This is a genomic window from Allokutzneria albata, from assembly GCF_900103775.1.
In the GTDB taxonomy this organism is placed as follows: domain Bacteria; phylum Actinomycetota; class Actinomycetes; order Mycobacteriales; family Pseudonocardiaceae; genus Allokutzneria; species Allokutzneria albata.
In genome coordinates, this window is record NZ_LT629701.1 from 1,689,646 (window position 1) to 1,715,424 (window position 25,779).

General features: G+C 69.6%; 28 protein-coding genes and 6 pseudogenes. 18 read left to right on the forward strand and 16 right to left on the reverse strand.

All coding sequences use genetic code 11. The features are described from left to right. Positions 1 to 239: 239 nt before the first annotated feature. Positions 240 to 896 carry a single stranded DNA-binding domain-containing protein gene (locus BLT28_RS07395; protein ID WP_052407840.1) on the forward strand — a complete coding sequence of 219 codons (657 nt, stop codon included), beginning with the start codon at positions 240 to 242 and terminating at the stop codon, positions 894 to 896. A 346-nt stretch (positions 897 to 1,242) separates the two neighbouring features. Then, entirely contained in the window at positions 1,243 to 2,361 is a 1,119-nt protein-coding gene (locus BLT28_RS07400) for an HNH endonuclease signature motif containing protein (RefSeq protein WP_083383683.1), read from the forward strand. Here BLT28_RS07400 and BLT28_RS07405 read toward each other — a convergent pair. The 4 genes and pseudogenes from BLT28_RS07405 to BLT28_RS07420 form a co-directional block, all read right to left on the reverse strand. Continuing rightward, a pseudogene (locus BLT28_RS07405) lies at positions 2,358 to 3,349 on the reverse strand (IS481 family transposase). The gene BLT28_RS07400 and the pseudogene BLT28_RS07405 overlap by 4 nt on opposite strands. Before the next feature lie 129 nt (positions 3,350 to 3,478). Then, on the reverse strand, positions 3,479 to 3,703 hold the full coding sequence (locus BLT28_RS07410) for a hypothetical protein (RefSeq protein ID WP_083383684.1): 225 nt from the start codon (positions 3,701 to 3,703) through the stop codon (positions 3,479 to 3,481). A 401-nt stretch (positions 3,704 to 4,104) separates the two neighbouring features. Beyond that, positions 4,105 to 6,615, reverse strand: coding sequence for an FtsX-like permease family protein (locus BLT28_RS07415; protein ID WP_030433409.1), 2,511 nt, complete (start codon positions 6,613 to 6,615; stop codon positions 4,105 to 4,107). After that, positions 6,612 to 7,382, reverse strand: coding sequence for an ABC transporter ATP-binding protein (locus BLT28_RS07420; protein ID WP_030433408.1), 771 nt, complete (start codon positions 7,380 to 7,382; stop codon positions 6,612 to 6,614). The genes BLT28_RS07415 and BLT28_RS07420 overlap by 4 nt, the downstream gene beginning before the upstream one ends. Positions 7,383 to 7,511: 129 nt before the next feature. On the opposite strand from BLT28_RS07420, the gene BLT28_RS07425 reads away from it, so the two are divergent. Together BLT28_RS07425 and BLT28_RS07430 are read left to right on the forward strand one after the other, a co-directional pair. Further along, on the forward strand, positions 7,512 to 8,702 hold the full coding sequence (locus BLT28_RS07425) for a sensor histidine kinase (RefSeq protein ID WP_043814059.1): 1,191 nt from the start codon (positions 7,512 to 7,514) through the stop codon (positions 8,700 to 8,702). Positions 8,703 to 8,705: 3 nt separating this feature from the next. Next, positions 8,706 to 9,350, forward strand: a complete 645-nt coding sequence (locus tag BLT28_RS07430) for a response regulator transcription factor (RefSeq protein ID WP_030433406.1) — start codon at positions 8,706 to 8,708, stop codon at positions 9,348 to 9,350. A 4-nt stretch (positions 9,351 to 9,354) separates the two neighbouring features. On the opposite strand, the gene BLT28_RS07435 is transcribed toward BLT28_RS07430, so the two are convergent. Next, complete coding sequence (locus BLT28_RS07435) at positions 9,355 to 9,711, reverse strand: hypothetical protein (RefSeq protein WP_083383685.1); 357 nt, start codon at positions 9,709 to 9,711, stop codon at positions 9,355 to 9,357. Between the two features lie 108 nt (positions 9,712 to 9,819). Between BLT28_RS07435 and BLT28_RS42425 the strand changes: the two genes are divergently transcribed. The 3 genes from BLT28_RS42425 to BLT28_RS41760 are packed head-to-tail and all read left to right on the forward strand — an operon-like array spanning position 9,820 to position 12,874. Further along, on the forward strand, positions 9,820 to 10,443 hold the full coding sequence (locus BLT28_RS42425) for a TetR/AcrR family transcriptional regulator (RefSeq protein WP_162184946.1): 624 nt from the start codon (positions 9,820 to 9,822) through the stop codon (positions 10,441 to 10,443). Beyond that, on the forward strand, positions 10,440 to 11,339 hold the full coding sequence (locus tag BLT28_RS07445; protein WP_030433403.1) for an ABC transporter ATP-binding protein: 900 nt from the start codon (positions 10,440 to 10,442) through the stop codon (positions 11,337 to 11,339). The genes BLT28_RS42425 and BLT28_RS07445 overlap by 4 nt, the downstream gene beginning before the upstream one ends. Beyond that, entirely contained in the window at positions 11,336 to 12,874 is a 1,539-nt protein-coding gene (locus BLT28_RS41760; RefSeq protein WP_030433402.1) for an ABC transporter permease, read from the forward strand. Before BLT28_RS07445 ends, BLT28_RS41760 begins: the two co-directional genes overlap by 4 nt. A 211-nt stretch (positions 12,875 to 13,085) precedes the next feature. Here BLT28_RS41760 and BLT28_RS42805 read toward each other — a convergent pair. Further along, positions 13,086 to 13,607 (reverse strand): annotated as a pseudogene (locus tag BLT28_RS42805) (transposase); the annotation flags it as partial. A gap of 51 nt (positions 13,608 to 13,658) precedes the next feature. Then, on the reverse strand, positions 13,659 to 14,507 hold the full coding sequence (locus BLT28_RS07455; protein ID WP_407638813.1) for an alpha/beta fold hydrolase: 849 nt from the start codon (positions 14,505 to 14,507) through the stop codon (positions 13,659 to 13,661). A gap of 58 nt (positions 14,508 to 14,565) precedes the next feature. Here BLT28_RS07455 and BLT28_RS07460 point away from each other — a divergent pair, with 58 nt between their 5' ends. After that, complete coding sequence (locus tag BLT28_RS07460; RefSeq protein ID WP_162184944.1) at positions 14,566 to 15,153, forward strand: TetR/AcrR family transcriptional regulator; 588 nt, start codon at positions 14,566 to 14,568, stop codon at positions 15,151 to 15,153. 27 nt (positions 15,154 to 15,180) lie between these two features. Here the strand turns inward: BLT28_RS07460 and BLT28_RS41765 are convergent. Further along, positions 15,181 to 15,319 (reverse strand): annotated as a pseudogene (locus BLT28_RS41765) (IS5/IS1182 family transposase); the annotation flags it as partial. 75 nt (positions 15,320 to 15,394) lie between these two features. On the opposite strand from BLT28_RS41765, the gene BLT28_RS07465 reads away from it, so the two are divergent. Both BLT28_RS07465 and BLT28_RS07470 read left to right on the forward strand, forming a co-directional pair. Next, the gene (locus BLT28_RS07465; RefSeq protein WP_197683991.1) at positions 15,395 to 15,883 is read left to right on the forward strand and encodes a GNAT family N-acetyltransferase; all 489 of its coding nucleotides are present in this window, start codon (positions 15,395 to 15,397) and stop codon (positions 15,881 to 15,883) included. 121 nt (positions 15,884 to 16,004) lie between these two features. Next, a pseudogene (locus tag BLT28_RS07470) lies at positions 16,005 to 16,407 on the forward strand (transposase); the annotation flags it as partial. Between the two features lie 190 nt (positions 16,408 to 16,597). Here the strand turns inward: BLT28_RS07470 and BLT28_RS07475 are convergent. Further along, the gene (locus tag BLT28_RS07475) at positions 16,598 to 16,864 is read right to left on the reverse strand and encodes a hypothetical protein (RefSeq protein ID WP_083383686.1); all 267 of its coding nucleotides are present in this window, start codon (positions 16,862 to 16,864) and stop codon (positions 16,598 to 16,600) included. 178 nt (positions 16,865 to 17,042) lie between these two features. Here BLT28_RS07475 and BLT28_RS07480 point away from each other — a divergent pair. From BLT28_RS07480 to BLT28_RS07485, 3 genes and pseudogenes are all read left to right on the forward strand, one after another. Continuing rightward, positions 17,043 to 17,569: pseudogene (locus tag BLT28_RS07480) on the forward strand (transposase). A gap of 341 nt (positions 17,570 to 17,910) precedes the next feature. Next, positions 17,911 to 18,045, forward strand: a complete 135-nt coding sequence (locus tag BLT28_RS42430) for a hypothetical protein (RefSeq protein WP_269459639.1) — start codon at positions 17,911 to 17,913, stop codon at positions 18,043 to 18,045. Positions 18,046 to 18,061: 16 nt separating this feature from the next. Further along, positions 18,062 to 18,598, forward strand: coding sequence for an NUDIX hydrolase (locus tag BLT28_RS07485; protein WP_322788503.1), 537 nt, complete (start codon positions 18,062 to 18,064; stop codon positions 18,596 to 18,598). Here the strand turns inward: BLT28_RS07485 and BLT28_RS07490 are convergent, their stop codons facing one another. Further along, entirely contained in the window at positions 18,599 to 19,342 is a 744-nt protein-coding gene (locus tag BLT28_RS07490) for an SDR family oxidoreductase (RefSeq protein ID WP_030433396.1), read from the reverse strand. A gap of 97 nt (positions 19,343 to 19,439) precedes the next feature. On the opposite strand from BLT28_RS07490, the gene BLT28_RS07495 reads away from it, so the two are divergent. Next, positions 19,440 to 19,709 carry a hypothetical protein gene (locus tag BLT28_RS07495; RefSeq protein WP_030433395.1) on the forward strand — a complete coding sequence of 90 codons (270 nt, stop codon included), beginning with the start codon at positions 19,440 to 19,442 and terminating at the stop codon, positions 19,707 to 19,709. Further along, positions 19,709 to 19,939 carry a hypothetical protein gene (locus tag BLT28_RS07500; RefSeq protein ID WP_030433394.1) on the forward strand — a complete coding sequence of 77 codons (231 nt, stop codon included), beginning with the start codon at positions 19,709 to 19,711 and terminating at the stop codon, positions 19,937 to 19,939. The genes BLT28_RS07495 and BLT28_RS07500 overlap by 1 nt, the downstream gene beginning before the upstream one ends. Before the next feature lie 92 nt (positions 19,940 to 20,031). Here the strand turns inward: BLT28_RS07500 and BLT28_RS07505 are convergent, their stop codons facing one another. Further along, the gene (locus BLT28_RS07505; protein WP_030433393.1) at positions 20,032 to 20,433 is read right to left on the reverse strand and encodes a VOC family protein; all 402 of its coding nucleotides are present in this window, start codon (positions 20,431 to 20,433) and stop codon (positions 20,032 to 20,034) included. After that, positions 20,430 to 21,257 carry a helix-turn-helix transcriptional regulator gene (locus tag BLT28_RS07510; protein WP_231950676.1) on the reverse strand — a complete coding sequence of 276 codons (828 nt, stop codon included), beginning with the start codon at positions 21,255 to 21,257 and terminating at the stop codon, positions 20,430 to 20,432. Before BLT28_RS07510 ends, BLT28_RS07505 begins: the two co-directional genes overlap by 4 nt. Before the next feature lie 192 nt (positions 21,258 to 21,449). Between BLT28_RS07510 and BLT28_RS07515 the strand changes: the two genes are divergently transcribed. From BLT28_RS07515 to BLT28_RS07525, 3 genes and pseudogenes are all read left to right on the forward strand, one after another. Beyond that, positions 21,450 to 22,061: an NAD(P)-dependent oxidoreductase gene (locus tag BLT28_RS07515; protein WP_052408179.1), complete on the forward strand. Its 612-nt coding sequence runs from the start codon at positions 21,450 to 21,452 to the stop codon at positions 22,059 to 22,061. 68 nt (positions 22,062 to 22,129) lie between these two features. Further along, positions 22,130 to 22,624: an MFS transporter gene (locus BLT28_RS07520; protein ID WP_083383687.1), complete on the forward strand. Its 495-nt coding sequence runs from the start codon at positions 22,130 to 22,132 to the stop codon at positions 22,622 to 22,624. Positions 22,625 to 22,904: 280 nt separating this feature from the next. Next, a pseudogene (locus BLT28_RS07525) lies at positions 22,905 to 23,436 on the forward strand (GlxA family transcriptional regulator); the annotation flags it as partial. On the opposite strand, the gene BLT28_RS07530 reads toward BLT28_RS07525, so the two are convergent. The 4 genes from BLT28_RS07530 to BLT28_RS07545 all read right to left on the reverse strand — a co-directional run bounded on the left by BLT28_RS07530 (position 23,415) and on the right by BLT28_RS07545 (position 25,694). Further along, positions 23,415 to 23,768, reverse strand: coding sequence for an STAS domain-containing protein (locus BLT28_RS07530; protein WP_197683992.1), 354 nt, complete (start codon positions 23,766 to 23,768; stop codon positions 23,415 to 23,417). The pseudogene BLT28_RS07525 and the gene BLT28_RS07530 sit on opposite strands and share 22 nt — an antisense overlap. Positions 23,769 to 23,778: 10 nt before the next feature. Next, positions 23,779 to 24,216 carry an ATP-binding protein gene (locus tag BLT28_RS07535; RefSeq protein WP_052408175.1) on the reverse strand — a complete coding sequence of 146 codons (438 nt, stop codon included), beginning with the start codon at positions 24,214 to 24,216 and terminating at the stop codon, positions 23,779 to 23,781. A 69-nt stretch (positions 24,217 to 24,285) separates the two neighbouring features. Then, positions 24,286 to 25,347, reverse strand: coding sequence for an AI-2E family transporter (locus BLT28_RS07540; RefSeq protein ID WP_081900815.1), 1,062 nt, complete (start codon positions 25,345 to 25,347; stop codon positions 24,286 to 24,288). A gap of 29 nt (positions 25,348 to 25,376) precedes the next feature. Continuing rightward, entirely contained in the window at positions 25,377 to 25,694 is a 318-nt protein-coding gene (locus BLT28_RS07545) for a MerR family transcriptional regulator (protein ID WP_030433387.1), read from the reverse strand. Between the last annotated feature and the right edge of the window lie 85 nt (positions 25,695 to 25,779).

Consider the following 25,779-nt stretch of genomic DNA (forward strand, 5'->3'; position numbering starts at 1 on the left):
TTCTCCCTAGTTGCTGCAGGGGTTCTGTGGGCAGAACCGCTCGCCCACGGTGGCTCACGGTGGGGGCCGGACTGCTGCCGCGGGAGGTTAGGGATCGATATCAACGCCTGGGTACCCGCCATTCCGGGGATCGGGCGCCGGTTCCCGCTTGCCCGGGGAACGTGGGCTCGGCATACCTACTTCGGTAGGAGAACCTGGGAAGCGTTGTACGCCATTTGCGGGGCTGCCACCCTGGTGACATGTTCGCTGTCCTGGCCCGCCTGTCGGCCACCGTGGCGCTGATCGCGCTCTTCGCTGTTCCGGCCTCCGCCTCCGCGGCGCAGCCCATCGCCGATGCCCGCGCGCTGCCGCTCGGAACGACCGTGACCGTCGAGGGCACCGCGACCACGCCGAGCGGAGCTTTCGAATCGAGCTTCTACGACAAGGGGTTCGCGCTGCAGGACCGCAGCGCGGGGATCTACGTCAAGACGGCGTCCGACCTCGGCGTCCGCCCCGGCCGCCGAGCGCGGGTGACCGGCGTGCTCACCGACAGCTCGGGCCTGCTCACGATCGTCCCGTCCGCGAACGGCGTCGCGCTCGGCCGATGGGGAGCTCCCGTGCTCCCCGAGCCCGTCCGCACCGCTGCCGTCGGCGAGTCCACCGAAGGCCGCCTCGTGCAGGCGATCGCGAAGATCACCAAGCCGGTGGAGAACGATTTGCCCTACGGGCACAAGGTGTACGTCGACGACGGGTCGGGTGAGGTGGTCGTCTTCGTCAACACGCGGACCGGGATCGGGGTCGGTCGGCTCGCGGTCGGGGACTGGGTGCGCGTGGTGGGGTTCAGCAGTCAGTACTCGGATCACTACGAGATCGATCCGCGGTTTTCTCGGGATGTTGGTGTGGTGGGGGGCTTTTAGTCGGGTACGGCTGGGCTGCAGCTTGCGCCGGTACCGGCGTGGGGTTGGCTGTTTCCCAGCGGGGGTGGCTGGTTCCGGCGTGGGGTTGGCTGTTTCCCAGCGGGGGTGGCTGGTTCCGGCGTGGGGTCGGCTTGACCTGGGGCCCCTTGCGCGTGCCCCTGGGCCTTTCAGGGGCACGGGATGAAACTCCGGCCCTCGCGGGAAGCGTATGGCACGCGCACCCCAGGTAAAGCCTCGACTGGCAGCCCCGGCTTGCGGCGGCTGGAACCTGGTTTCCCTTGCCGCGTAAGGGAAAGTTCACTCCGTAGAGCCATGATCCACTATTTGCAGACGCTAAAATAGGAGTATGGCCCCTGCCGATATCGAAGACGACCTCGTGGCCGCCTACGCAGCTATAGGTAAGGCCGTCGCGGACTTCGCCTTAACCCTGATGAAGCTCTATGACGACCTCGACCCGCAAGTGCAGCAGTATGCCGGGGATGTCCTGATGCCGCTGCTGCGTGTTTCCCAGGTCAAGGGCAACAAGCTCATCGACCGCGCCATGTCGCTGGTAGAGCACCCGGCGGTGTTGGAAGCGTTGTCGGAGGGTCGGATCGATGAGGGCAAGGCGTTGATGATCATCGATCAGGTCAGTGTCCTGGACGCGGCCAACCAGGCGATCGCCGAGCCGGTGTTGATTGCGCATGCGGCGTCGCACAACTACACCGCCTCTCAACGCTATGCCCGGCGTTTCATCCTCAAGCTGGATGCCGAGGCGGCGTTGCGGCGTTATGAGGAGAAGCGCAAGCAGCGGTTGGTGGAGAAGTTCAACCTTGACGATGGCATGTGCTCCTTGCGCGTCGTGCTGCCCGCGCTCGACGCGGCCTTGGCTTTCGATCGGATCGACCGGATCGCGCGGGCGTTGCCGAAGGATGACCGAACGCTGGATCAGAAGCGGTCGGATGTCGCGGCGGATTTGTTGATGGGCAGGGAAACACCCGCCCCGCAGGGTGAGGTGTGTGTGAACCTGACGATGCCGATCACGAACATCCTGGGCTTGACCAGGGACCCGGTGATGCTGGCCGGGTACGGGCCGCTGCCCGCGGAGATCGTGGCGGATGTCGCGGCGAATGGGATCTGGAAGCGCATCCTCACCGACCCGGTGAGCGGGATGGCCGAGCACATCACCACCTACCGGCCCACCCCGGCGCAACGGGAGTTGATCAACGCGCGGTATCCGACGTGCACGATGGTCGGCTGCAACCAACCGGCGCACCGTTGCGACGTGGATCATTGTTGTCCCTTCGATGGCAGCAACACCACGGTTGCGAATCTGCGGCCGAAGTGCAGGCACCATCACCGGATGAAGACGCACTCGAACTGGTCCTGTGAGAACCGGCCGGATGGGACGCATGTGTGGACGACGCCGAGTGGCAGGGTGATCGAGACCGAACTCGAACCCATCGCCGAACCCGCGCCCTTCTAGGTGTACTGACCTGAGAGGTTTGGAACGCGGCTGGCGGGTGGTTGGCCTGCGAGCGTGGTGTGGCCGCGGTGGTGACTGTAGGTGTGCAGCCACCGCGGCAGTTCGGTTCGTCGTTCGGTCTCGGATCGGTAGGGTCGGGCGTAGGCCCACTCGTCGAGCAGGGTGCGGTTGAAGCGTTCTACCTTGCCGTTGGTCTGTGGTCGGTAGGGGCGGGTGCGTTTGTGGGTGATCCCGGCCGTGGTCGGCATGTCGCGCCAGAGCAAGTACTTGTAGCAGGAACTGTTGTCGGTGAGCACTCGCTCGACGGTGATGCCGTTGGTGGTAAAGAGATCTGGGCTCGCTGCCAGAAGGCGACCGCGGTCTCCTTCTTCTCATCGGGCAGGATTTCGCTGTAGGCCGGCCGTGAGTGGTCGTCCACGGCGTTGTGCAAGTAGCTGTAGCCGACGTGACTGTTGCCGTTGCGGTCGAGGGATATTCCCGGCGTACGGGTGCGATGACGCTGCCCTGCCTGACGCCCTGTGACCCGGTGCCCGCCGCCCTCGGGGATATTGCCGAGCTTCTTGATGTCGACGTGAACCAACTCTCCGGGGGCCGCGCGTTCGTAGCGGCGCACCGGTTGCGCGGTGGCTCGGTCGAGGTGAGTCAGCCAGGCAGGGCCGAATCGCATCAGCACTTGGTGCACGGTCGAGGGCACCAGCCGCAGCAGGAACGCGATCCGGGCTGGTCCCCGCCGCCGGGCCAGGCGGACCTTGATGATCCGCCGTTCGATCCGGGTCGGGGTGCGACCAGGACTGGCGTGTGGACGTGAGGACCGGTCCGCCATGCCCGACTCACCCTCGTCCCGGTAGCGGTCAGCCCACCGTTTCGCCGTGCTCACCGACACCTGGAACCGTTCAGTGGCCCGTCGTAGCGGCCAGCGATCATGCACCACACACCTGGCCAGACGCAGCCTGCCCAGCGGAGTCAGCGGTGCGTTAGCGTGGGTCACGAGGGCCTCCGTCGGTCGGTGTAGACGTCGCAATCCACACCGAACCCGGAGGCCCTCCCTCAGTCCAAGATCATCCGCCTACGCGTCGAACCGCTCGCAACCTCAGTGATCAGTACATCTAGGGCGTGGCTAGCCGGCACGCTCCTGCGAAGCGCGGACAGAGGCGAACTCGACGGCGCGGGTGATCGTGTTCTGCTCGTGGAGCAGGCGCCAGTGGCCCGCGTTCTCGACGGTCACTAGTTCCGTGTTCGCCAGGCTTGGGCGATGGCGACGCTGTCCGGCGTAGTGGGTCTCGCGGTCGGCGCAGTCGTAGACGAGGTGCCAAGTGGCTGGCCCGAAGGTCTCGACAATCACGATTGTTTCAGTGGGAAATGAAATTGAGACCGAAGGACCAAAAACCAGAACGCGCCGGACGAGAGACCTCGACCGTCAAAGCACGCGACGACTTCGTGTCGGGCTGCCTCTTGGACTCCAGGAACACGAGCACCAGCGTGATCACCCTGTGGTGGCGCTCATCCGTGCTGGTGCTGCTCGGGCAGGCTGTACGTAGGTGCCTCTTCGACAACAGCTCGGGACGGCCCGGCGGCGGTTCTTTCGAGTGGTGGAAATGAAGGGAGCCGCCCCCGGGAAATCGGGGGCGGCTCCCTGGTCATGACGCGGCTACGCCTCTAGGGGAGCCCGAGCTGTCATGACCATCCCCCTGGCTGCTTGTTGTGCACACATCATCGGCAGTTCGCGTGCGGCGGGCAAACGAATTAGGAAGCGCCCGACCGAAGCGAATGGAGCGGATGTGCGCGGGTGACTCGTCGGCCCGGAAGCCGGATCGAGAGCACGCCGGTCAGCACCGTCGCGGCGACGATTCCGGCGAACACCCACGGCGTTCCTGACGGCAGAGGGACGGCGGTGAGCCGCATCGCGAGCACGGTCACCGGGATCGCCGCGACCACCGTGCCGAGGACGACCGCGATGCTCACGATGATCACCGTCTCGGTGCGCAGCATCCTGGCGATCTGCCGCCGCGTCCCGCCGACGAGGCGCAACAGGGCGAACTCGCGGGCCCGGCCGGTCGTCACGGTGACGAGCGTGGTCGCCGACGCGAGCGCGACGTACGCCAGCACCAGGCCGAGCAGCAGCCGGTTCAACCACGCGTTGGCCTCCAGCTGGTTGTCCTGGGCCACGCTCAGCGCCTCGCGGTCTCCGACGATCGAGCCCGGGTGCTGCGACGCGAGTCCACGCAGCGCGGCCGCGACGGAGGCGTGGTCGGCGTTCGGCGCGACTGACACCAGGACCGCGTCGGCCAGCCGATCCGTGGTGTGGGGCAGGACCACATCGGCGGGTAGGAGGACGTCGCCGAAGCCGAGGTTCCCCTCGAACACCGCGGCGACGCGTGGGTTGATCGTGGTGCCGTCGCCCAGGACGAGTTCGACGCGGCCGCCGAGGCGCTTGCCGAGCCACGAAGCCTCGGTCTCGCTGAGCGCAACGGTGTCGCCTCGCAGATCGGCGAAAGCACCGGAGGAGACGGGAAGATTCAGCGCCGACGAGGCGGAGGAGTCGACGCCGTACGCGGTTGAGCGGGACAGCGGTTCCTGCACCGCGTCGCGGTCGATCGCGACGACCTCCGTGCCGACCAGCGGGGTGGACGCGGCGACGCCGGGAATGTCGCGCGCGGCGGCGGCCAGCGAAGCAGAGACGCCTCCCGCCTGACCGGTCACCACGAAGTCGGCGACGGTTGCCGCGCGGGCCTGGACCTGGGTGGCGTCGATCAGCGTGCTCTGCGTGTAGAACTGGCTCGTCGCAAAGCCGATCGTGAGCACGAGCGGCGTGACCGCGGCGGCCAGCCGACGAGAACCGGCGGTGCTGTTCGCGGCCGCGAGATAGCTCGACACCCGTCGGCCGTTCAGCACGCGCGCTCCGGCGACCCGGGTGAGGATCGCCATCACCTTGGGGCCGAGGAGCCCGATGCCGATCACGGCGAGCAGCGAGGAGACTCCGGCGGGCACGACGGTGAGCTTCGCGGGCACGAAACCCGTTGCCACCACGGCGGCGAGAGCCATGCCGACCAGGACGCAGCCGATGATCGTCCGCGTGCGCCCGATCTCCGGACGCTCCACAGTGGACTCTCGGAGCGCCTCCACCGGGGACACGCGCACACCGCGCCGGGCAGCCGACCACACCGCGATCCTCGCCGCGGCCAGGCAAGCGACGGCGGAGGCGAGCGCGGGAACCGGGCCGATGGACAGCACGAAGCCCTCGGCGATCACGCCGATGCCCGCGAGGCCGTCGCGCAGCGCGTATGCGAGGAAGTAGCCGGGCAGCAGGCCGATCGCGATCGCGGCACCCGTCACCACGAGCACCTCGGCGGCGAGCATCCGGTGGATCTGCCGAGGTGTCGCCGCGATCGCGCGCAGCAACGCGATCTCCCGCCGCCGCTGGTGCACCATCAGGGACAACGTGCTCGCCACGACGAAGATCACGATCATCAGGACGAAGCCGCTGAACGAGCCCGAGACCATCATCAGCACGAAGCGCGACTGGGCGGCGCTGAGGAATTCGATCTCGCCTCTGCCCACTCCCGACTTGACCAGGGCACGATCGGCGAAGCCCTTCTCCGCCAAGTTTTTCTCGATGTTCGCGACGAGAGCGGAGTCCTTGACGCCCGGTTGCGGGAACGCGGCGACGGCAGTGATCCCACGGGACAGCGCGCGAGCTTGGACGTCGCTGAAGAACAGGCCGCCGCCCGGCACGAGACCGCTCACCCGGTAGTCCACCGGGGCGCCATCTGTCGCGATGCGCACGCGATCGCCGACCTTGGCGAAGTCAGCGCCCAGCACCACCTCGCCCGTGGCGGGCGCCGTCCCTGCGCTCAACGTGACTGGCGTGATCTTGGTCGAACCCCAGCCGTGAGCGGACATTCCGATCACCTGGTTGTCCTGCGTGACCACGCGCGCGGAGAAGCTGACGTCGCCAACGACTTCCCGCACTCCGGGCGCAGTGGCCACGGCGGTGACGATGTTCTCCGGCACCACGGCGCGCTCGGGCAACCATTCGACGGGGTCGATGTCCTCTTTGACCGGCACCGTGACGGACTGCGACGCGCCGACCACGACCGGCGCGCCCGCGTAGCGCTGCGGTGCGATTCCCGCGAACAGACCTGACTGCAACAGCACACCGCACGCGGTGATCAGCACGACGCCGCCGAGCACTGCCAGGAACGCGGAGACGAAGCTCGTGCGGTGCGAGCGCACCGACTGCCACGCGATCTTCATGCCCGCCGCCCCAGGTGAGTCATGCGCGCCGCCACGGCATCCGGGGTCGGAGCCGCGAGCTCGTCGACGATCGTGCCGTCCGCCAGGAACAGCACGCGGTGCGCGTAGGACGCGGCGACGGGGTCGTGGGTGACCATCACGACCGTCTGCCCTCGCGTGTCGACGAGCTCCCGCAGCAGCCGCAGCACCTCCGCGGCTGTGGTCGTGTCGAGCGCGCCCGTCGGCTCGTCGGCGAAGACCGCGTCAGGCCTGGTGATCAGTGCGCGGGCGATCGCGACGCGCTGTTGCTGGCCGCCCGAGAGCTGGTTGGGGCGACGGCCGAGCAGCCCGCCGAGGCCGACCGCGCTCGCGATCTCCATCAACCACGCGGGTTCGGCCGAGCGCCCGGCGAAGCGCAGCGGGAGGGTGATGTTGTCGGCCACGGTCAGCGACGGGATCAGGTTGTACGCCTGGAAGACGAAGCCGATGCGGTCCCGGCGCAGCTCGGTGAGCTTGGTCTCGGACAGCCCGGAGAGGTCGGTGCCGCCGAGCAGCACCCGTCCGGACGTGGGCCGGTCGAGCCCGGCGGCCAGGTGCAGGAAGGTGCTCTTGCCCGAGCCGGACGGCCCCATCACGGCGGTCAGGACACCGCGCGGCAGCCCGGTGGTGACCGCCTTGAGCGCGGTGACGCGGCCGGCCCCCGAGCCGTAGACCATCGTCGCCGCCTCCAGCCGCACGGCGTGCTCCGTGCCCGTCTCACCCACCGCGACCAGCTGCTGCCGTGTCATCATGACTCGCCTTCCGTCCCACGTTTTCCGACGTGAGGACGGTAGGTCGGCGGGATCGGCGGCAACCATCCCGCGCGTGCCCCTGTCGATGGTGGAGCCAGCTCCACCCCGTCCCGTGGAGCTGTCCCGGTGACCCACCCCCGCCTGCGCGAGTGGAAGTACCTCGCGGGCACCATGTTCGTCGGTCTGGCGGCGATGGTCTCGATGGTCCTGCTGCTGGCGTGCGTCGTGCTGGTCGTGACGCTGCCGCTGCTGCCGAAGGTCGCCGGGCTGGCGCGCGGTCTGGCCGCCTTCGAACGCAGGCGCACCGGCGAGTTCCTGGGCACCGCGATCCCCGCGCCGCCACGGCCCGGCGGTGACCCCTTCGTGGAGCTGCTCAGCGTGTCCACCCGCCGCGACGTGGTGTGGCTGGTGATGCAGGCGTTCCTGGGCTCGCTGGCCGGGGCCGTCGCGGTGGGCTCGCCCGCCGGGGTCGTGCAGAACATCGTGTTCGCGTCGGTCTGGCCGTACTTCCCGGGGATCACCTCAAGCATCGACATGCCGATCCGGTCGTGGGGCGACGCCGGGCTGACGTTGGCGACGGCGGCGGCCTACGGCCTGATGGGTTTGCTGTTCGTGCCGCCCCTGGCCCGGTGGTACGCGCGGGTGAGCGCGGCCCGCCTCGCCCCGCCGAGCCAGACCCTGGTCGAACGGCTCGCCGAAGTCACCGCGACGCGAGCTGCCGCGCTCGAAGCACACGGCACCGAGCTGCGGCGGATCGAACGCGGCCTGCACGACGGTACGCAGAACCGGCTTGTCGCGGTGGTGATGCACCTCGGCATGGCGGAGCGGGCGTTGCGGCGCAACCCCGAGGCAGCACTGCCGCTCTTGCTCACCGCGCAGAACGCGGCGACCGATGCGCTGACCGAGCTGCGCGAGGTGGTGCGCAGCATCTATCCGCCCGTGCTCGCCGATCGTGGTCTTGAAGGCGCGGTGACCTCCCTCGCGGCGCACTGCGCGATCCCGTGCACGCTCGGCATCGGGGAGCTGCCGCGTGTGCCCGCGGCGGTGGAGGCAGCGGCGTACTTCGTGATCGCCGAGGCCCTGACGAATGCCGTGAAGCACAGCGGTGCCAAGGAGATCACCGTTGGGCTGTGGGCTCAGGACCGCACTCTCGTCGTGGAGGTCACCGACGACGGCATGGGCGGCGCAGACGAGGGACAGGGCAGCGGGTTGCTCGGCATCCGGCGCCGGGTCGACGCCTTCGACGGCATCACCGAGATCTCCAGTCCGAGTGGTGGACCCACCGTCGTGCGGGTCGCGATCCCTACGGGAGCATGAGCCGTGCGCATTGTGATCGCCGAGGACGACGCCCTGCTCCGGGAAGGTCTGACCCATCTGCTGCGGGCGGAGGGCATCGAGGTCAGCTCCGCCGTGGACAACCCCGCCGACCTGCTCACCGCCGTCGCCGAGGACCGGCCGGACGTGGCGGTGGTGGATGTGCGCATGCCACCGAGCTTCACCGACGAGGGGCTGCGCGCGGCGGTCGAGGCGCGGCGGCTGCACCCGGGCCTGGCGGTGCTCGTGCTGTCGGCGCACGTCGAGGACAGCTACGCCGCCGAGTTGCTGGCCGACGGCAGCGGAGGAGTCGGGTACCTGCTGAAGGAGCGCGTGGGCAAGGTCGAGGACTTCCTCGACGCGTTGCAGCGCGTGGCCGCGGGCGGGACCGCGATGGACCCCGAGGTGGTCTCGCAGCTTCTCGTGCGTCGCCGGGCGGACGACCCGTTGCACGGGCTGACTCCGCGAGAGCGGGAGGTGCTGGCGTTGATGGCCGAGGGCCACTCCAACGCGACGATCGCGGGCGCACTGGTCGTCAGCGACAGTGCCGTGCACAAGCACATCGGCAACATCTTCGCGAAACTCCAGCTGCCCGCGACCGACGCGGGGCACCGGAGGGTGCTGGCGGTCCTCGCCTACCTCCGGGCCTGAGCGACTACCGGCAGACCCCGGGGCTGGACAGGCCGTCGACGCTGACGATGCGGCTGTCGAAGGTCTTGTCGCTCTTCTGCTTCGCCTTCACGGGGAGCATGCAGATGCTGTTCGGCCCCGGCTTGGTCGGATCGTCGAACTTGTGGGTGACCCGCAACGAGACCTGCTTGTCGCAGTGGTTGTTGTAGTACAGGTTCGAGTACTTCTGGCCGAAACTGCCGTTCTTGTGGACGACCTTGAAGTTCACGCAGCCGAGGACCTTGCCCTCGAACCCGGACTCCGCGGCGGAACCGGTTGCGGGGAGGAACGCGCCGGTCAGGCAGGCCAGAACCGCGGCGGCGGTGAAGAGCTTCTTGCGCATGAGCGGCGACGCTAGCAGCGATTTCGCGATGGTCCCGACGCTTTCGGCGTCCGCCGGAGCGACTGTACGTGTGTACTGCACCCTGTACATGCGTATAGGATGCTGGTCATGCCACCAGTCGATGACCTCACCGCTCGGGCCCGCATCCGCGACGCCGCGCTGGCCGAGTTCGGTGCACGGGGCTTCGCGGGCGCCACGATCCGGGGGATCGCCGAGCGCGCGGGCTTCTCCCCGGCGTTGGTGCAGCACCACTTCGGCACGAAGGACGGGCTGCGGGCCGTGTGCGACGCGCACGTGCTGGAGTACTTCCGCGAGCACACCGCCTCCGGCATCGGGGACGGCCGCGTCGGCGACGCGTCGTTCATCGCGGAGGTGTACGCGAGCTCCCCGCCGGTCGTGCACTACCTGGCGCGGGCGCTGGTCGACGGCTCGCCCGCGGCGGCCACGGTGTTCGACGAGCTGGTGAAGCTCACCGAGCGCTACCTGGTCGACCGCCCGGGCCTCGCCGACGCGCGGACCAGGGCCATCGTCTTCACCGGCATGCGGCTGGGCGCGCTCGTGCTGCACGACCACGTCTCCAGGCTGCTGGGCGCCGACATGTTCAGCGGCGAGGCCGCGCCCCGGATCGGCCGGGCCACGCTCGACATCGTCGCGCCCGAACTCCTCCCGGAGGGCCTGTCCGCCCGGGTTCGCGAAGCGCTCGAACGCTACGAGGAAGGACAGGGCCGATGACCGGCACCTTCGCCATCGACATCAGAGCCCTGGTCAAGACGTTCGGGCCCACCCGGGCGCTGGACGGGCTGGACCTCCAGGTGCGCGAGGGTGAGGTGCACGGGTTCCTCGGCCCCAACGGCGCGGGCAAGACCACGACCATCCGGACGCTGCTCGGGCTGTTGCGCGCCACGTCGGGGCACGTTTCGCTGTTCGGCGGCGACCCGTGGCGCGACGCGACCGCGCTGCACCGCAGGCTCGCCTACGTCCCCGGTGATGTCACGCTCTGGCCCAACCTCACCGGTGGCGAGGTGATCGACCTGCTCGGCCGCCTGCGCGGCGGCCACGACGCGGCTCGGCGCGACGAGCTGGTCGAGCGCTTCGAGCTGGACCTCGGAAAGCGGTGCCGCACCTACTCGAAGGGCAACCGGCAGAAGGTGGCGCTCGTGGCCGCCCTCGCCTCGGACGCCGAGCTGTTGATCCTCGACGAGCCCACCTCGGGCCTGGACCCGTTGATGGAAGCGACCTTCGCCGAGGAGATCGCACGCGAGCGCGGCCGAGGGCGCACGGTGCTGCTGTCGAGCCACATCCTGTCCGAGGTCGAAGCGCTCTGCGACCGGGTCAGCATCGTCCGGGCGGGGCGCACGGTGGAGTCGGCGCCGCTCGCCGAGCTTCGCGCGATGCGCCGCACGATCGTGACCGCGGAGCTGGCCGCGCCCGCCCCGCGGCTGGCCGAGGTGCCCGGCGTGCACGACCTGGAGGTCGATCATGCGCAGCGGGTGACCTGCCGAGTCGACGCGGAACACCTCGACGGCCTGCTGCGGGTGCTCGTCGCGTCCGGTGTGCGCAGCCTGACCTGCCGGCCACCCTCGCTGGAGGAGCTGTTCCTCGCGCACTACCGGGAGGACGCGCGATGAGCGCCGAGTTGGCGGGCACCGGGGCGCTCGTCCGGTTCGTGCTGCGGCGGGACCGGTTCGTGCTCGCCGGGTGGGTCCTGTTCATGGCGGTGCTCGCGGTCGGGCTCGCATCCGGCGGGAGCGCCGCCTACCCGACCGAAGCCGAACGCATCGCGGTGGCCGAGAGCATCGCCGCGAACCCGGCGCTGCTCATGTTGCGCGGTCCCGTGTTCGCACCGACGCCGGGAGGGCTTGCCGCACAAGGCTTTCTGTCCAGCGGTGTGCTGGTGAGCGGCGTGGTGAGCCTGCTGTTGCTCATCCGGCACACGAGGGTTGAAGAGCAGACCGGGCGCAGGGAGCTGCTCGGGTCCACTGTGGTCGGTCGGCAGGCTCCGTTGACCGCCGCGCTGATCGTCGTCGTCGCCGGGAACCTCGCTGTCGCAGTGGTGAGTGCGTTGGGGCTGATCGCGATCGGGCTGCCGGTGACCGGCTCCGTGGCGTTCGGCCTGGCGCTCGGCGCGGGCGGGATCGTGTTCGCCGGAGTCGGCGCGGTCGCCGCACAGCTGACCGAGGGCTCGGGCGGAGCGGGCACCATCGCGGTGGCCGTGCTCGCCGTGTGCTTCGTCGTCGCCGGGGTTGGCGAGGTGACCCGGTCCGCAGCCGTGTGGTTCTCGCCGTTCGGATGGGTCCGGCACACGCGGTCCTTCGCCGGTGAGCAGTGGTGGGTGTTCGCCCTTTTCGCCTTGTTGGCAACGGTTCTCGTGGTCGCGGCGTTCACGTTGTCGGCACGCCGGGACATCGGCGCGGGTCTGGTACCCGCCCGCCGCGGTCCGGTGGTCGGCGGACGCTTCCTGCGCAGCACGTTCGCGCTGGCATGGCGTCTGCATCGCGGTTCCGTGCTCGGGTGGACCGTCGGCTTCACCTTCCTCGGCACGGTGCTCGGGGCGGCGTTGAGGTCGATCGGTGTCCTCTTCGACACCCCGGCCTACCGCGAGTTGGCGGCGTCGTTGGGCGGCGGTGATGCGGCCGATGTGTTCTTCCGCCTGGTGCTCTACGTGCTGGCGCAGACCGCGACGGCCTCCGCGGTCATCGCGACGCTGCGAATGCGCACGGAGGAGACCGCGGGGCTCGCCGACGTCCTGCTCAGTGGGCCGGTGAATCGGATTCGATGGGCACTCGGCCACCTGGTGATCGCTGTCCTCGGGACGGCTTTGGTGCTGACGGGGCTCGGTTTGGGTGCGGGCCTCGGAGATCCGGATGTCCTCGGGATGACGCTGATGTACCTGCCCGCGTGCCTGGTTTTTGTGGGATTGGCAACGGCATTGACCGGGTGGGCTCCTCGGGTCGCTGTCCCGGTTACGTGGGCGGTGCTGCTGTTGGTGATTCTCGTGGACTTCCTCGGGGAGTTCCGGTTGGTGGATGTTTCGGTGCTGACGTTTCTTTCGCCGTTTGTGGCTGTGGCGGGGTCGGGGGCTGGCGTGGTGCTTGTGGGGATCGCCGGGGTTTTGGTGGTCGGCGGCTTGGTGGGGTTGCGGCGGCGGGATGTGGCTTGCTAGGGCGTGTCCGCCAGGTCATGTGCGGATGTTGTCCGGTGTAGCGCCGATCCAGTCGATGATCTCGACGATGTCGTTGCCGGCCTGCCAGTGGAGGCCGCGCCTGTCGTAGCGGGTCGCGATCGCCCGAACTGCTTGCGGCGGTTGAACCCTCGCTCCACCTGGTTACGGCGCTTGCACCTCTCGGCGTCGAACGAGGGGGCCGTCCACCGGCCGATCCCTCGCGCAGCCGATTGTTGACCTGATCCCGGCGCTCAGGAATCACCGCCGTGATCTTGCGGTGCCGTAACGCGGCCCGGCTCGCCTTGCCGCCATAGGCTTTGTCCCCGGTCAACGAGTCCGGCCGCGTGCGGGGCCGCCCCACCCCGCCCGGCCGCGGCACGGCGATGTCGGCCAGCAACGCCTCCAGCTGCTTGGTGTCCGCTGCCTGACCCGGAGTGACGCGGCTGGCCAGGCAACGGCCCGGCCCTCGCTGATAGTGTGGATCTTGGAGGTCAGACCGCCAGCGCCGTGTCCCTGCGGTCCGGACCGATCGACGGCTCCGCTCCCGGGTGCGCAGGATCAGGTGCCGAATGGCAGGCCTACCAGCGCGGCGGCACCGTTTCCAGGGCCTGCTCGTCCCTGTCCGGTTCAGGCCACGCCGTGCGGTGCGTCGGCTCAGTTGGTGCTGGATCACCCGCGGGCTCACGGTCCCATGCTGGCGATGTCCATGGCACCCAGGAACTGCACCCCGCACACGGGCTTTCCGCTTCGGTCGCGGCGCTCACCCTCCTTTTCGGACTGTCCTCTACCGGGTGAAGAGCGTGCGGATGGCCGCAGCGACGTCCTCCGGACGTTCCTCGGGAAGGAAATGGCCGCAGGGCAGGACGTGAGTGCTCAGGTCGGGCGCCCAGCGGGCCCATACCTGGTGCGGGTCGAACGGCAGATCCACCTCGCCCGGGTCCTGCCACATCGCCAGGACCGGCATGGTCAGCCGGCGGCCCGCGTCCCGGTCAGCCTGGTCGTGGTCGGCGTCCACGAACGCGCTGGCGCGGTAGTCCTCGCAGATGGCGTGAATGGCCTCAGGTGTTCGGGCCCCGGCCAGGTAGGTCGCTCTGATGTCGGAGGGGATCGGCTGGGCAGCCCAGTTGTCCAGGAAGTGCCCGAAGAATGTGTCCGGGTCGGCGGCGATCATCCGCTCGGGCAGGTCGGACGGCTGGGCGAGCAGGTACAGGTGGAAGCCGAACACACCTGCGGTGCCGGTGAGAGCAGCCCAGTTGTCCAGGGTGGGAATCACGTCGAGCACGCCGAGATGCGTGATGACGTCCGGGTGGTCGAGCGCGGCGCGGAACGCGACCAACGCGCCACGGTCGTGACCGACGATCCCGAACCGGTCGTGGCCGAGGTCGCGCATCATCGCGACCATGGTCGCGGCGGTGGTGCGCTTGGCATGTCCGTCTGGCGGTGGGGCGCTTGCGCCGTAGCCAGGAAGGTCGGGGCACACCACGGAGAAGTCCTCTGCCAGGGACGTGGCCACGTGCCGCCAGGTGAGATGGGTCTGAGGGAAGCCGTGCAGGAGCAGTACCGGGTACCCGATGCCGCCGTGGACCACGTGTATCCCGGCCCGGGTGTCGTGGGCAAAGCCAGGGAAGTTCATCATCCGCCTCCCAAATTGTACGGTGTCCAATTCGTATTGGACACCGTACAGTACGGGGATGGATCGTGGACGTGCCCCAGGCCACCGAGCCGGCCTCACCCACGCGGCCGTGCTTGGCGCGGCCCGTGACCTCTTGGCCGAGCACGGCGTGGCAGGCCTGACGATGCGCACGTTGGCCAGCCGGCTCGACGTCGCCCCGAATGCCCTCTACAGCCACGTGGCCAACAAAACAGCGTTGGTCGACGCGCTGCTCGACGACGTGCTCGGCGCGGTCATCGTGCCCGCAGACGGCGTCCAGAACCCGGCCACGGGCCTGCGGCAGCTCATGGCATCGACCTACGAGGTGCTCGTCGCCCACGCCGACCTCGTGCCGCTCTACCTGAGCCGCCAAGGTGCCCATGGCCCCAATGCGCAGCGGCTCGGGGACGTCACCATGGACCTGCTGCGCCAGGCAGGCGTTCCCGAGCCCACCGCATCCGACGCGCTCCGGGTCCTGATCGTCTACACGATCGGCTTCGCCGCCTTCACCCGACACCTGCCGGCCACGAGTGGATCCGAGCGCGAGCCGAGCGCCGCGGAGATGCTGTCCAGCTTCAACCACGGGATCGGCTGGCTGCTCACCGGGATCCAGCAGAACCAGGTCTGACCGTGATCATCCGTTGACCTCGGCACGGAGCCCGGAGCCGTGTTCGAGGCCGCGGCGGGTGATCGCCGGTGTAACGCCACGAGCGCGGGCCAGTCGGCGGCGATCGTCGTGGTCCGCGCTTCGGTCGTCCGACCACGCCTCGGATCGGCAGGACGGCGTCGGCGAGGTGATCAGTTCACCAATTCTGCCTGCGGTGCAAGGGTTTCGCGGGTGGAAGTCTCTTGTGGACCGGACTGGCGGCATGGCGCTGGCCGAGTTGACCACGCCCGAGAAGGAACGAGTGCTGGAGCGTGACGCGCACGTCAGGGAAGCGCGCGCCGTTCTCTCCGTTCGGATGTCGAGGTCTGCATACACTTGCCGGGTGCGATTGCAGAGAGTTCGTGCTGACGACGTTCCGACGCTCAAGGCATTTCTGAGTGAGGTCGACTTGACGCTGAGCGGACTGCACGCCCCAACCGTCCGCCTCTGGGTGGAGCGTAGTGCTGACGGAAAGGTCGTTGGTAGCACGGGCTACGAGATCAGTGAGGACGGCCGGCACGCGTTGGTGCGGAGTGTCGGGGTCAGCCCGTCGATGCGTTCGTCCGGCAGAGGGAGCGATCTGGCTCGCTTCGCGTTCGATCGGGCCGCAGAGGAGGGCGCCCATCAGGTGTGCCTTTTCCAGCAGACCGGGCAGTTCGACCGCGAAGTGGCGTGGTCTCGTTCCCTGGTAGAAGATGCCCTAGCAACCTGACGATCGCGCGGAGCACCGCACCGCCGCGACAGGACAGAGCAAGCTCGTCCTTGAGATGTGGTTTCACAATGAGCGGCGTTTCCGATGGCTGTGACCGCGTGTCGTTCGCGATGCTGGACCAGTGATCGCGGAACTGGTGCCCGATGAGTTGTGGCGACGGGTCGCGCCAATGCTGCCTGTCCGGCCGCCGCGTCGGACCCGGTATCCAGGCAGGCTGTCCGCCGACGATCGTGCGGCGCTGGCCGGGATCGTGTTCGTGCTCAAGACCGGGATCGCTGTCCCGAAGATCGGAGGCGGGCCGCGTCAACGGCCTCGTTACCTCTACGGTAACCGGGCCTACGACAGCGAAGGTCACCGCCGATCATTGCGCGCCTTGGGGATCCGCCGCGCATCGCCCGCAAGAACACGGTTGTGGGTTGAATACCGTCCGCCGGGTGGCCGAGCACAGTTTCGCTTGGCTGCACCAGTTCGAACGCCTGTGCACACGGTACGAATGCCGGGCCGAGCTTCATCTTGGTCTCCTGCACAGATCGCGGTCGATCCGTCCGGCACGATCACCGGAACCGTGCAGGACAACACCGGCACGCCTGCGTCCTCCCGTTCGCCGCCGACCCCCGCCTCCGCTTCTTGGAGCACCCTTGTCGCAGTGGGCCGGCTTGGTGGTGGGTGCCAGACCGGATCCGGCCCGGCGCCCACGCGGTCCTCGCTGAAGGCCTAACTGTAGATCCAGGTGGCCCAGTAAGGATTGCCGGCACCGTCCTCGCCCTCCAGGCACCGCCCGGGCGGGTTGATGTACGTTCCGGCGAGGTAGAGGCAGTCGGCCTTGCCTTGTTCGGTGTGCGGGAAGATCTTGATGATGTGCCATGACGCCTGGACGGTGACCGGCGAGTCCGTCGTCACGGCCGCGGCGGCAGGGGAGATCAGGCCCATCGCGACGCCCGCCGCGGCCAGTGCCCCCACGGCCGTCCTCTTCATGCGCATGTTCTGTCCCTCCAGAGAGGCATCGAGCGAAACCACATCGTCGGCAGCAAAACCCAGTAACGGCAACTGTTTTCAGTCCCGTGTGAAGGTGCTTCGGCCTCGAGAGGGGCTTACTGACCAGTTCGAAATGAGTCGGCGTGTCGACTTCTCTGGTGGCAACATCCCCCAGGATCACGGCGTGCGTGAGGAGGTCCTGACCGACGAGCTGTGGGCACGGCTGGAGCCACTGATACCGGTACACCCCAGGCGCTTCCGCCATCCCGTTCGCAGACGTGCCGGTGCTCGGGCGGCGTTGGAGGGCATCCTGTACGTGGTGCGCACCGGCATCGGCTGGAACCGGTTGCCCACCGCCCTGTTCGGCGCCTCGGGTGCGACGTGTTGGCGGCGGTTGACCGAGTGGCACGAGGCCGGGGTCTGGCAGCAGTTGCACGATCGACTGCTCGCCGAACTGCGCGCGACGGTTACGACCACGACAAGTACCGCCGCCTGGTCCGTGCTCGCGGCATCGTCGCGGTCATCGCCCGCCGCGGCGTCGAAAACGTCTCGGGCCTGGGCAAGCTCCGCTGGCCGGTGGAACGCACCTTCGCCTGACTCAAAGGCTTCCGGCGACTGCGCGTTCGCACCGAACGACGAGCCGATGTACACCAGGCCATCCTCAGCCTGGCCTGCTCGATCATCTGCCTCCGCAAACTCAATCTGAAGTGATCACTGAGAACAGTGACAGCAGGCCGGACAGCGACCGACTGGCGGGTTTGGCTCTGGGGGCGTGCGGGCTGGGCTTCCAGGTCGTGCCGGTACCAGCGTGGGGGCCAGAACTCGCGATGTCTCGGCGAAAGCGGATGGGTTGTCGTCGCGGGCGTATGGGTTGACTCGGCGTCCGGCTGTGTTGCAGGCGCTGGGTGAAGGCCGCGTCGACGAGGGCAAGGCGTTGTTGAGCCTCGACCAGGTCAGCGTCCTGTCCGCGACCCACGCGGCTATCGTCGAAGAGATCTGTTGGCCTACGCCCGGCCCGGAACTACACCTCGGTCCGGCGTCACGCGCAGACGGTGATCCACAAGCTCGATCCTGATGCCGCTGCCCATCGCCATGACCAGAAGCGCAACCTCGACGACATGTGTTCGATGCGGTTCCTGATGCCCGCCCTCGACGTCGCGCTCATCACCGGCCCGGCGCCCTTCTGATCGGGACAATCGTGGTGTGAGCATCAGGACGGTGTCATCCAGGGTCGTGTACGAGAACCCGTGGCTGTCGGTGCGCGAAGACCGCATCGAACACCTCGACGGGTCGGGCGGGCTGTACTCGGTGGTCGACAAGCCGGACTTCGCTGTGGTGATGCCGTTGCAGGACAACGGTTTCCACCTCGTCGAGCAGTATCGGTACACGGTGGGGAAGCGGTCGTGGGAGTTCCCCTCCGGGTCCTTCCCTCCCGGGGTGACGGGCACGGTGGAGGAGATGGCGGCGGCGGAACTCGCGGAGGAGACGGGGTTCGTGGCGGGGCGGATGGAGGAGCTGGGCTACCTCCACTGCGCGAACGGGATGTCTGGGGTGGGGGCGCACGTGTTCCTCGCGACGGACCTGACCGGGGGAGAACCCCATCGGGAAGCGACGGAGCAGGACATGCGGCAGCGGTGGTTCTCGCGGGCGGAGGTGGAGGACATGGTGCGCGGCGGGGTCATCACGGACGGTCCGACCCTCGCCGCGTACCTGATGTGGACCCTGCGCGGCGTGGGGTGATCAGCGGCGGGTCAGCCACTCGGCGAAGGTGGGGCCCGCGATCACGGCGTCGGGGCCCGGGAGCAGGGCGCCGGTGGCCTGGAGTCCGTGGTTGGGGTCGCTGGTGTCGGCGACCTCCTCGACACGAGCGGGGTAGCCGCGGCGCCGGGCGACCTCGGCGGCGGCCACGGACAGGCGGATCTCCTCGGGACCGGCGATGTCGGTCATGGCGGGACCGTCGTGGACGGCGATCTCGGCGAGCTTCTCGGCGACGGTCCGGACAGCGACGAGCTGGGTGCGCATCGCGGGGACGCGGGCGACATCGCCCTGGGTGGTCCACTCCAGCATCATCGCGGGGAACTCGTGGAACTGGGCGGCGCGGACGATGCGCACGGGGACGGGGCCTTCGAGCAGCGCGCGTTCCTGGGCCAGCTTGCCGGCGTAGTGGCCGGAGGTGAACTCGTCGATGCCGATGATCGAGACCAGGACGATCCGTCGGACACCCGCCGCGGCGGCGGCGCGCTGGAGGTTGCGGGCGGTGGTCCGGAAGAAGCCGGTCACGACGTCGGTGTCGGGGGACGGCGGGATGTTGACCGCGTCGATGACGGCCTCGACGCCGGACAGCGCCTCGGCGAGGCCGGTGCCGGTGTGCACGTCGACCCCGGCGGAGCGTGTGACCTCCACGATCTCGTGGCCCTGGTTCTTGAGGATGTCGGTGACCTCGCGGCCGACCCGGCCGCCTGCACCCACTACAGCGATCTCCATGGTGGAAGGACGGGGCAGGGCCGCGGAAGGTGACATCGGCGGGATGCGGTTCAATCTGGCGCAGATCCGACCAGGGCTAGCTCAAGGAGATCGTGCCGTGAACGTGCCGGAACTGGTGCGTCGCCTGCCCGAACTGGGGCTGACCGAGGACGCCATCGGAGCGGGGACGCTGGTCCACGACCGGATGTGCATCGCCCAGGACCCGGAGTCGGGGACGTGGGCGGTCGGCTTCATCGACGCCAGCGGCCGCCCCGGGCGGTGGCGGGCCTTCACCGAGGAGGCCACGGCCTGCTGGTACCTCTACGGCGAGCTGGCGGCGGACCAGGTGTGGCGGGGCGCGCTGGGGCGCGGGACGGGAGCGGGCTGATGCAGGCGGTGCTGTTCGAGCGGAACCTGGTGCGGCTGGGCATCGACCCCTTCGACCCCACGGAGAAGGCGGCGAACCGCTGGCACGTCGAGCAGGCGGGAAGGCGGTGGCTGGTCCGCTACCTGGACGCGGACGGCTCGCCGGTCTGCTCCGCCGACCTGCCCGACAAGGACGCCGCGTGCACGTACGTGCTGGGCAGGCTGGTGGCGGAGCGCTTCAGCCGGGCGTGATCGCGACCGCGCGGGCAACGGCAGTGCTCTGTCCATAGTGGACATCCACTGTGGACAGAGCACGATCGGAGCGCTGCCCGGAGCGCTCGCCGTCAGGCGCCGCGGTAGGTGCCGAACGACCAGAGGTTGCCGTCGCGGTCGCGCAGGTCGAAGGCGCGGGAGCCGTAGTCGGTGTCGTGCGGCTTGCGCAGCACCTCGACGCCGTCGGTGGCCTCGGCGCGTTCCCAGACCTGGTCGATGGTGGCGGCTTCCGCGGCGACCACGTACACGCCCTGCGGGCCGAGCGCGCCCCAGTCCCCGCTCTTGCCGCGGCTGCCGAACATGACGCCGCCGCCGTCTGGCCAGCGCGCTTCCGCGTGCACGACCACGCCCGCGTCGTCGCGGTGGACCGCGGTGACGGTGAACCCGAAGACCTCGGTGAGCAGGTGGATGCCGGCGTCCACATCGGTGAAGCCGACGCTGGGCCACACGGTGGGAGGGTTGGGAGTGCTCATGACGGCGATCCTGCCCACTGTCCGGGTGCCTCGTCTTGAAGGAATGGGAACTCGTCGGACAGCCACTGCCCGACGCTGCACCCGGCGAGCGCCCGCCACTCCCTGGCCAGGTGGGACTGGTCGGCGAACCCGCAGCGGTGCGCGATGTCGGCGAGCTGGGGCGCTCGCGGGGCGGTGAGCAGCCGCCGAGCGGCCTCGAACCGGGCGATGCGCGCGGCCTGCTTCGGGGTGAGCCCGGTGGCCGCGCGCAACCGCCCGGCGAGGTGGCGGCGGCTCCACCCCACGTGCTCGGCCAGCGAGTCCACCCGGACCCGCCCGTCGCTGTCGAAGATCACCCGCCACGCCTCGACCACCTCGGGCGGCAGCGCCGCGGGGCGGTCGCCGAGCCTGCTCAGCAACGCCTCGTCCAGCAGCGCGAAGCGGTCGGCCCACGTGGCGGTGTGGTGCAGCCGCTCGACGAGCAGCATCGCGCCGGGACCGAAGATCTGGCCGAGGTCGAGCACCTGGTCCAACAGCTCACCGGCGGGCAGTCCGAGCAGGGTCGTGGAGCCCAGCGGGGTCAGCCCGTACTGCAGACCCTCCTGCGGGCGCGAGGCGTCGATCAGCGCGGGTCTGGTGTGCAGGCCGCCGACGAGGCCGTGCGCCGCGGTCGTACCGCTGGGTCCGTCCACCCGCAACGGTGCGAGCAGGTCCACGACGAACGTCAGGTGCCGCGACGGCAGGCCCCGGTGCAGCCCGGTCGGATTGGCGGGCACGTGGTAGCCGTGCGCGGCCGAGACGAGCGGCCGCAACGGCTCCGGCGGGACGTGGACGAACAACGACACCCCAGGATCATCCACCCCGCGGGCGGTCGACGCAGCCGTGCGACCCGGCGGGTTCCGCGTCACCCCGAACCCTTCCCTTTCGTGGGCCACGCCGGTATGTGCGCGACGTTCTTCCTGGTCCGGTGTGAGAAGGTCCGGGAGGCGGTGCGCGTCGTGGGGACGAATGCGGGCACCGGGAAGAGGAGCGGTGGAATGAGGCTGGTCGTTCTCGGTGCGAGCGGGAGGCTCGGCCGGGCGGTCGTCGAGCTCGCGCTGCACGACGGGCACTCCGTCACGGCCTTCGTCCGGGACGGGCTGGCACTGGGTCTGCCGAGGCAGGGGCTGTCCGTCGTCGTCGGCGACGTCCTCGACCCGGCGACGCTGGAAGGGCTGTTCGTCGAGGTCGACGCGGTCATCTCGGCGCTGGGATCACCGGGGAACGGTCCGAGCGTGGTGCGCTCCCTCGGCTGCCGCAACGTGGTCGACGCGATGGAGCGACAGGGCGCCCGCGTGCTGGCCGCGGCCTCGGTCGCCGCGGTGGAGCCGGGGGTGAACCCGATGGCGCTGACCTCGGCCATGGCCCACCGCCAGGTGCTCAAGGACGTCCGGGGGATGGAGGAGGTCATCGCCGAGAGCACCCTCGACTGGGTGATCGTGCGCGCTCCCAAGCTCACCGACGGCCCGGCGACCGGGAACTACCGCTTCGCCAAGCGCAGGCCGCCGCTCGGCGGGGTGGTCATCTCCCGGGCCGACATGGCCGAGGCGATGCTGTCCTGCGTGCACGGTCCCGGGCGCACGCACGGCACGGTCGCGGTGGCCTACTAGCACCGCGCTCCACTGTGGACCCCCGGGCGGAGCTGGAGCGATGCCGGCTTTCGGATCACATCGTCCTGATGGTGACCGCGCGCGGCGGGTCGTTCTCGACGGCGGGAGGAGTGGTCGCAGCACTGCTCGTGGGCCAGGCGATCACCGCGCCGTGGATCGGCAGGCTGGCCGATCGGCTCGGGCAGGGACGTGCCCTGCGTGTGTGCGTGGCCGTGCACACATTGGGGCTGCTGGAAATTCTCGTGAGCGGCGCGTGGTGGACGGCAGTGTTGAGCGGGCTCTGCGCGGGGGTCGCGTTCCCGCCGATCGGCTCCATGATCCGGGCCCGGTGGGTCAACGCGGTGGGCGGGACGAAGCTGCTGCAGACGGCGTTCTCGGTGGAGGCGGTGTCGGACGAGCTGGTGTTCGTCTTCGGCCCGCTGATCACGGTCGCGCTGTGCACGCTCGTCGCGCCGGAAGCCGGGTTGGTGTGCGTGCTCGTCTTGACGCTCGTCGGTGGGATCGCACTGCGGCGCAGCGGCGCACCGAACCGCCCACGACGACGGCGAAGCCGGAGCCGGTGATCACCAGGGAGGGCATGCGCGCGCTGGTCGTGGTGTGCCTGGCGCTGGGCACGATCTTCAGCGCGCTGGAGCTGGCCCTGGTCGCGGTCGGCACCGAGCGCGGCGGGCCGTTCGCGGTGGGTGCGCTGGTGGCGCTGCTCGCCGCCGGAAGCCTTGTTTCCGGTCTGCCCGGCGCCTACAGCTCGTCCAGCAACGGCATCGGCAGCACACCGGCGAACATCGCGGCCACCGCGATCACGAACCGCCGGTGCACGGGGGCCTGCCAGCCGAGAACTCCGTACTGCGGAACGGGCGTCGAGCGACGACGCATTGGGCCTTCGCCGAACGGCTCGCGGAGTCGTATCCGGACGTGCACGTCGACGCCGGGCCGATCTTCGTGCGCGACGGCGACGTCTACACGGCGGCAGGGGTCACCAGCGGGCTTGACCTGGCGCTGTCCTTCGTCACCGACGATCACGGGCCGGAGCTGGCCCGCGACGTGGCCCGGTCCCTCGTGGCGTACGTGCAGCGCCCGGGCGACCAGGACCAGGTGAGCATGTTCCTCGCCGCTCCGAGTCGCCGCGCTCGCCAAGCGGTTCGGTCACAGCGCGCGGCACCTGACCCGGCTGTTCTCCGAACACCTCGACATGAGCCCGAGCCGCTACGTGCGCCGGGTGCGGGCGGAACTGGCGTGCCGGTTGCTCTCCGGAACCGGACTGCCGTTGGTGGCTGTGGCGCGCAGGTGCGGGTTCGGCTCCACAGAGACGCTGCGCAAGACGTTCGTGGACCAGTACGGCATGTCGCCGTCGGCCTATCGCAAGCTGCGGGCCTGAAGCGCTTCGTCGACGGAGTGGAACAGCGCCAGCTCGCGATCGAGTCCGGTGATCTCGATCGGCCGGATCACGGGTTGGTTGGCGTCGACGACGATCCGCAGCGAGGCCTGACGTTCCTTCGCGCGCTCGGTCACGTTCACCAACGCGGTGAGCCCGGCGGAGCCCAGGAAGGTGACGTCGGTCAGATCGACGACGCACACCTCGTCGAGGCAGGCGCTGGCCGCCTCGTGCAGCAGCGGGGCCGTGTCGAGATCGATCTCCCCGCCGATCGTGAGCACGGCGGCGTCGCCGATCCGGCCCCGTGAGATCTCCAACCCGATGACACCGCGCACGTCGGCCTCCTCAGCTCGATCGCGCCAGATGCGAGGCACGGCCGCGGACCCTCGGCCGACCCAGGTCGACCTCCGCCCACACCGTCTTCGAGCGCTCGTGCCGCGTCACACCCCAGGCCGAGGCGATCCGATCGACCAGGAGGAGACCACGCCCACCTCTGTTGTCCGGTGTGCGGATGCGCGGCAGAGCGGGCGAGCTGTCGTCGACCTCGACGCGCAACCGGTCCCGCGCCACCATGCTGACGCGGCACCTCCTCGGCCCCTCACCGTGCCGGTGGGAGTTGCTGACCAGCTCGTCGACGACTTGCACCGCGTCCTCGACGGGAACCCCGGTTCCGCCCGCGAGCAGGCCCCGCACCCGCTCCCGCACCTCGCGCATGCTGATCGCGTCCAGGTCGCAGGTGATGCTCTCCGGGTTGTTCAGCGCGCCCAGCGGTTGGGAGCACATATGTAGACCACACCCTCGTCGTCTCGTCACGTCCAGCCTTCCGGTACCCGCTGCCGCCGCCGGGGAAACTCACCACGCCGTGACCAGGGCGCGGAGCACCAGCAGGACCGGGACGGCGAGCACCGCGCCGACGATCCCGGCCACCACGACGCCCGCGCTGACGGCGAGCACGATCGCCAACGGGTTCAGCCGCACGGCCTGGCCGAGCAGGAGCGGCTGCAGCACGTGGCCCTCCAGCGTCTGCACGGCGGTGACGACGAGGAACACCAGCAGCGCGGAGAGCGGGCCGAGGGAGACCAGCGCCACCAGGATCGCCGCGAGGCCGGAGACGAACGCGCCGATGTAGGGCACGAACGCTCCCAGGAGCACCAGCGAGGCCAGCGGCACCACGAGCGGAACCCCGATCAGGGCCAGCCCGATGCCGACGCCGAGTGCGTCCAGCGCCGCCACGGTGAGGGTCGCCCGGCCGTACGCGCTGAGCGAGCCGAACGCGCGCTCCCCGGCGGTCCTGGCCCGGTCCCGGACATCGGCGGGCACGGCCCGCAGCAGGAACGAGCCGATCTGATCACCTTGGTACAGCAGGAAGAACAGCGTGAACACGGTCAGCAGCAGGCCGCTGACCAAGGCGCCGACGCCGGAGGCGGTCGCGGTGGCACCCGCGGCGAGCTGGTCGGCGTGGTCCCGCACCCAGCCGGTCACGCCGCGGACCATCTGGTCGAGCTGGGGCTCGCTCAGGTTCACCGGGCCGGTCAGCAGCCACCGGCGCAACTCCTCCAGGCCCTGCACGAGCTTCGCCTGCAGGTCCGGCAGACCGGTGATCAACCCGTTGACGGCGAAGGCGAGCACGCCGCCCAGGACCGCGAGCCCGCTGAGCAGCACCAGCGCGGCGGCCAGCCAGCGGGGGAGCCTGGCGCGCTCGAGCAGGCCGACGACCGGCCGGAGCACGGCGGCCAGCAGCACCGCGACGACGACCGGGGTGATGATCGGGCTGAACCAGCCGAGCACCGTCCCCGCGACGTAGGCCAGTGCGAGGAGCACCAGCACCGGCCACAGGGTCCGACCGGCGGTGAGCAGCCACGCGGCGACGCGCCGGGACTCCGGCATCCCCCGCGGGTGTGATTCGCTGTTCATCGTCCCGGGGTTGCCGCTGCGGACCGAACCTAGTCGGCTCGCGCGTTCTTCAGCCGTTTGCGCAGCGCGCTGATCTGTTCCTGGGCGAGGGCCAGCTCGTCCTCCAGGCCGACGATGCGGGTGGCCGCGACGAGGTTGTGGCCCTCGTCGAAGAGCGCGCGGATGCGCCCGGCCAGTTCGAGCTGGCGGCGGGTGTAGCGGCGGTGCCCGCCTTCGGAGCGTTCGGGCAACAGCACCCCGGAACCCTCCAGGCTGCGCAGGAACGCCTGCTGGACGCCCAGCAGCTCCGCCGCCTGCCCGGTGGTGTAGGCGGGGTAGTCCAGGTCGTCCAGGTTGTTCAGGGACACGGTCGGGAACTCCTCACGCTCGCCGCACTCGCCTCAGGATAACCGGCAGCAGTGGCTTGACATATTCTGCAGCCGGGACTATAAG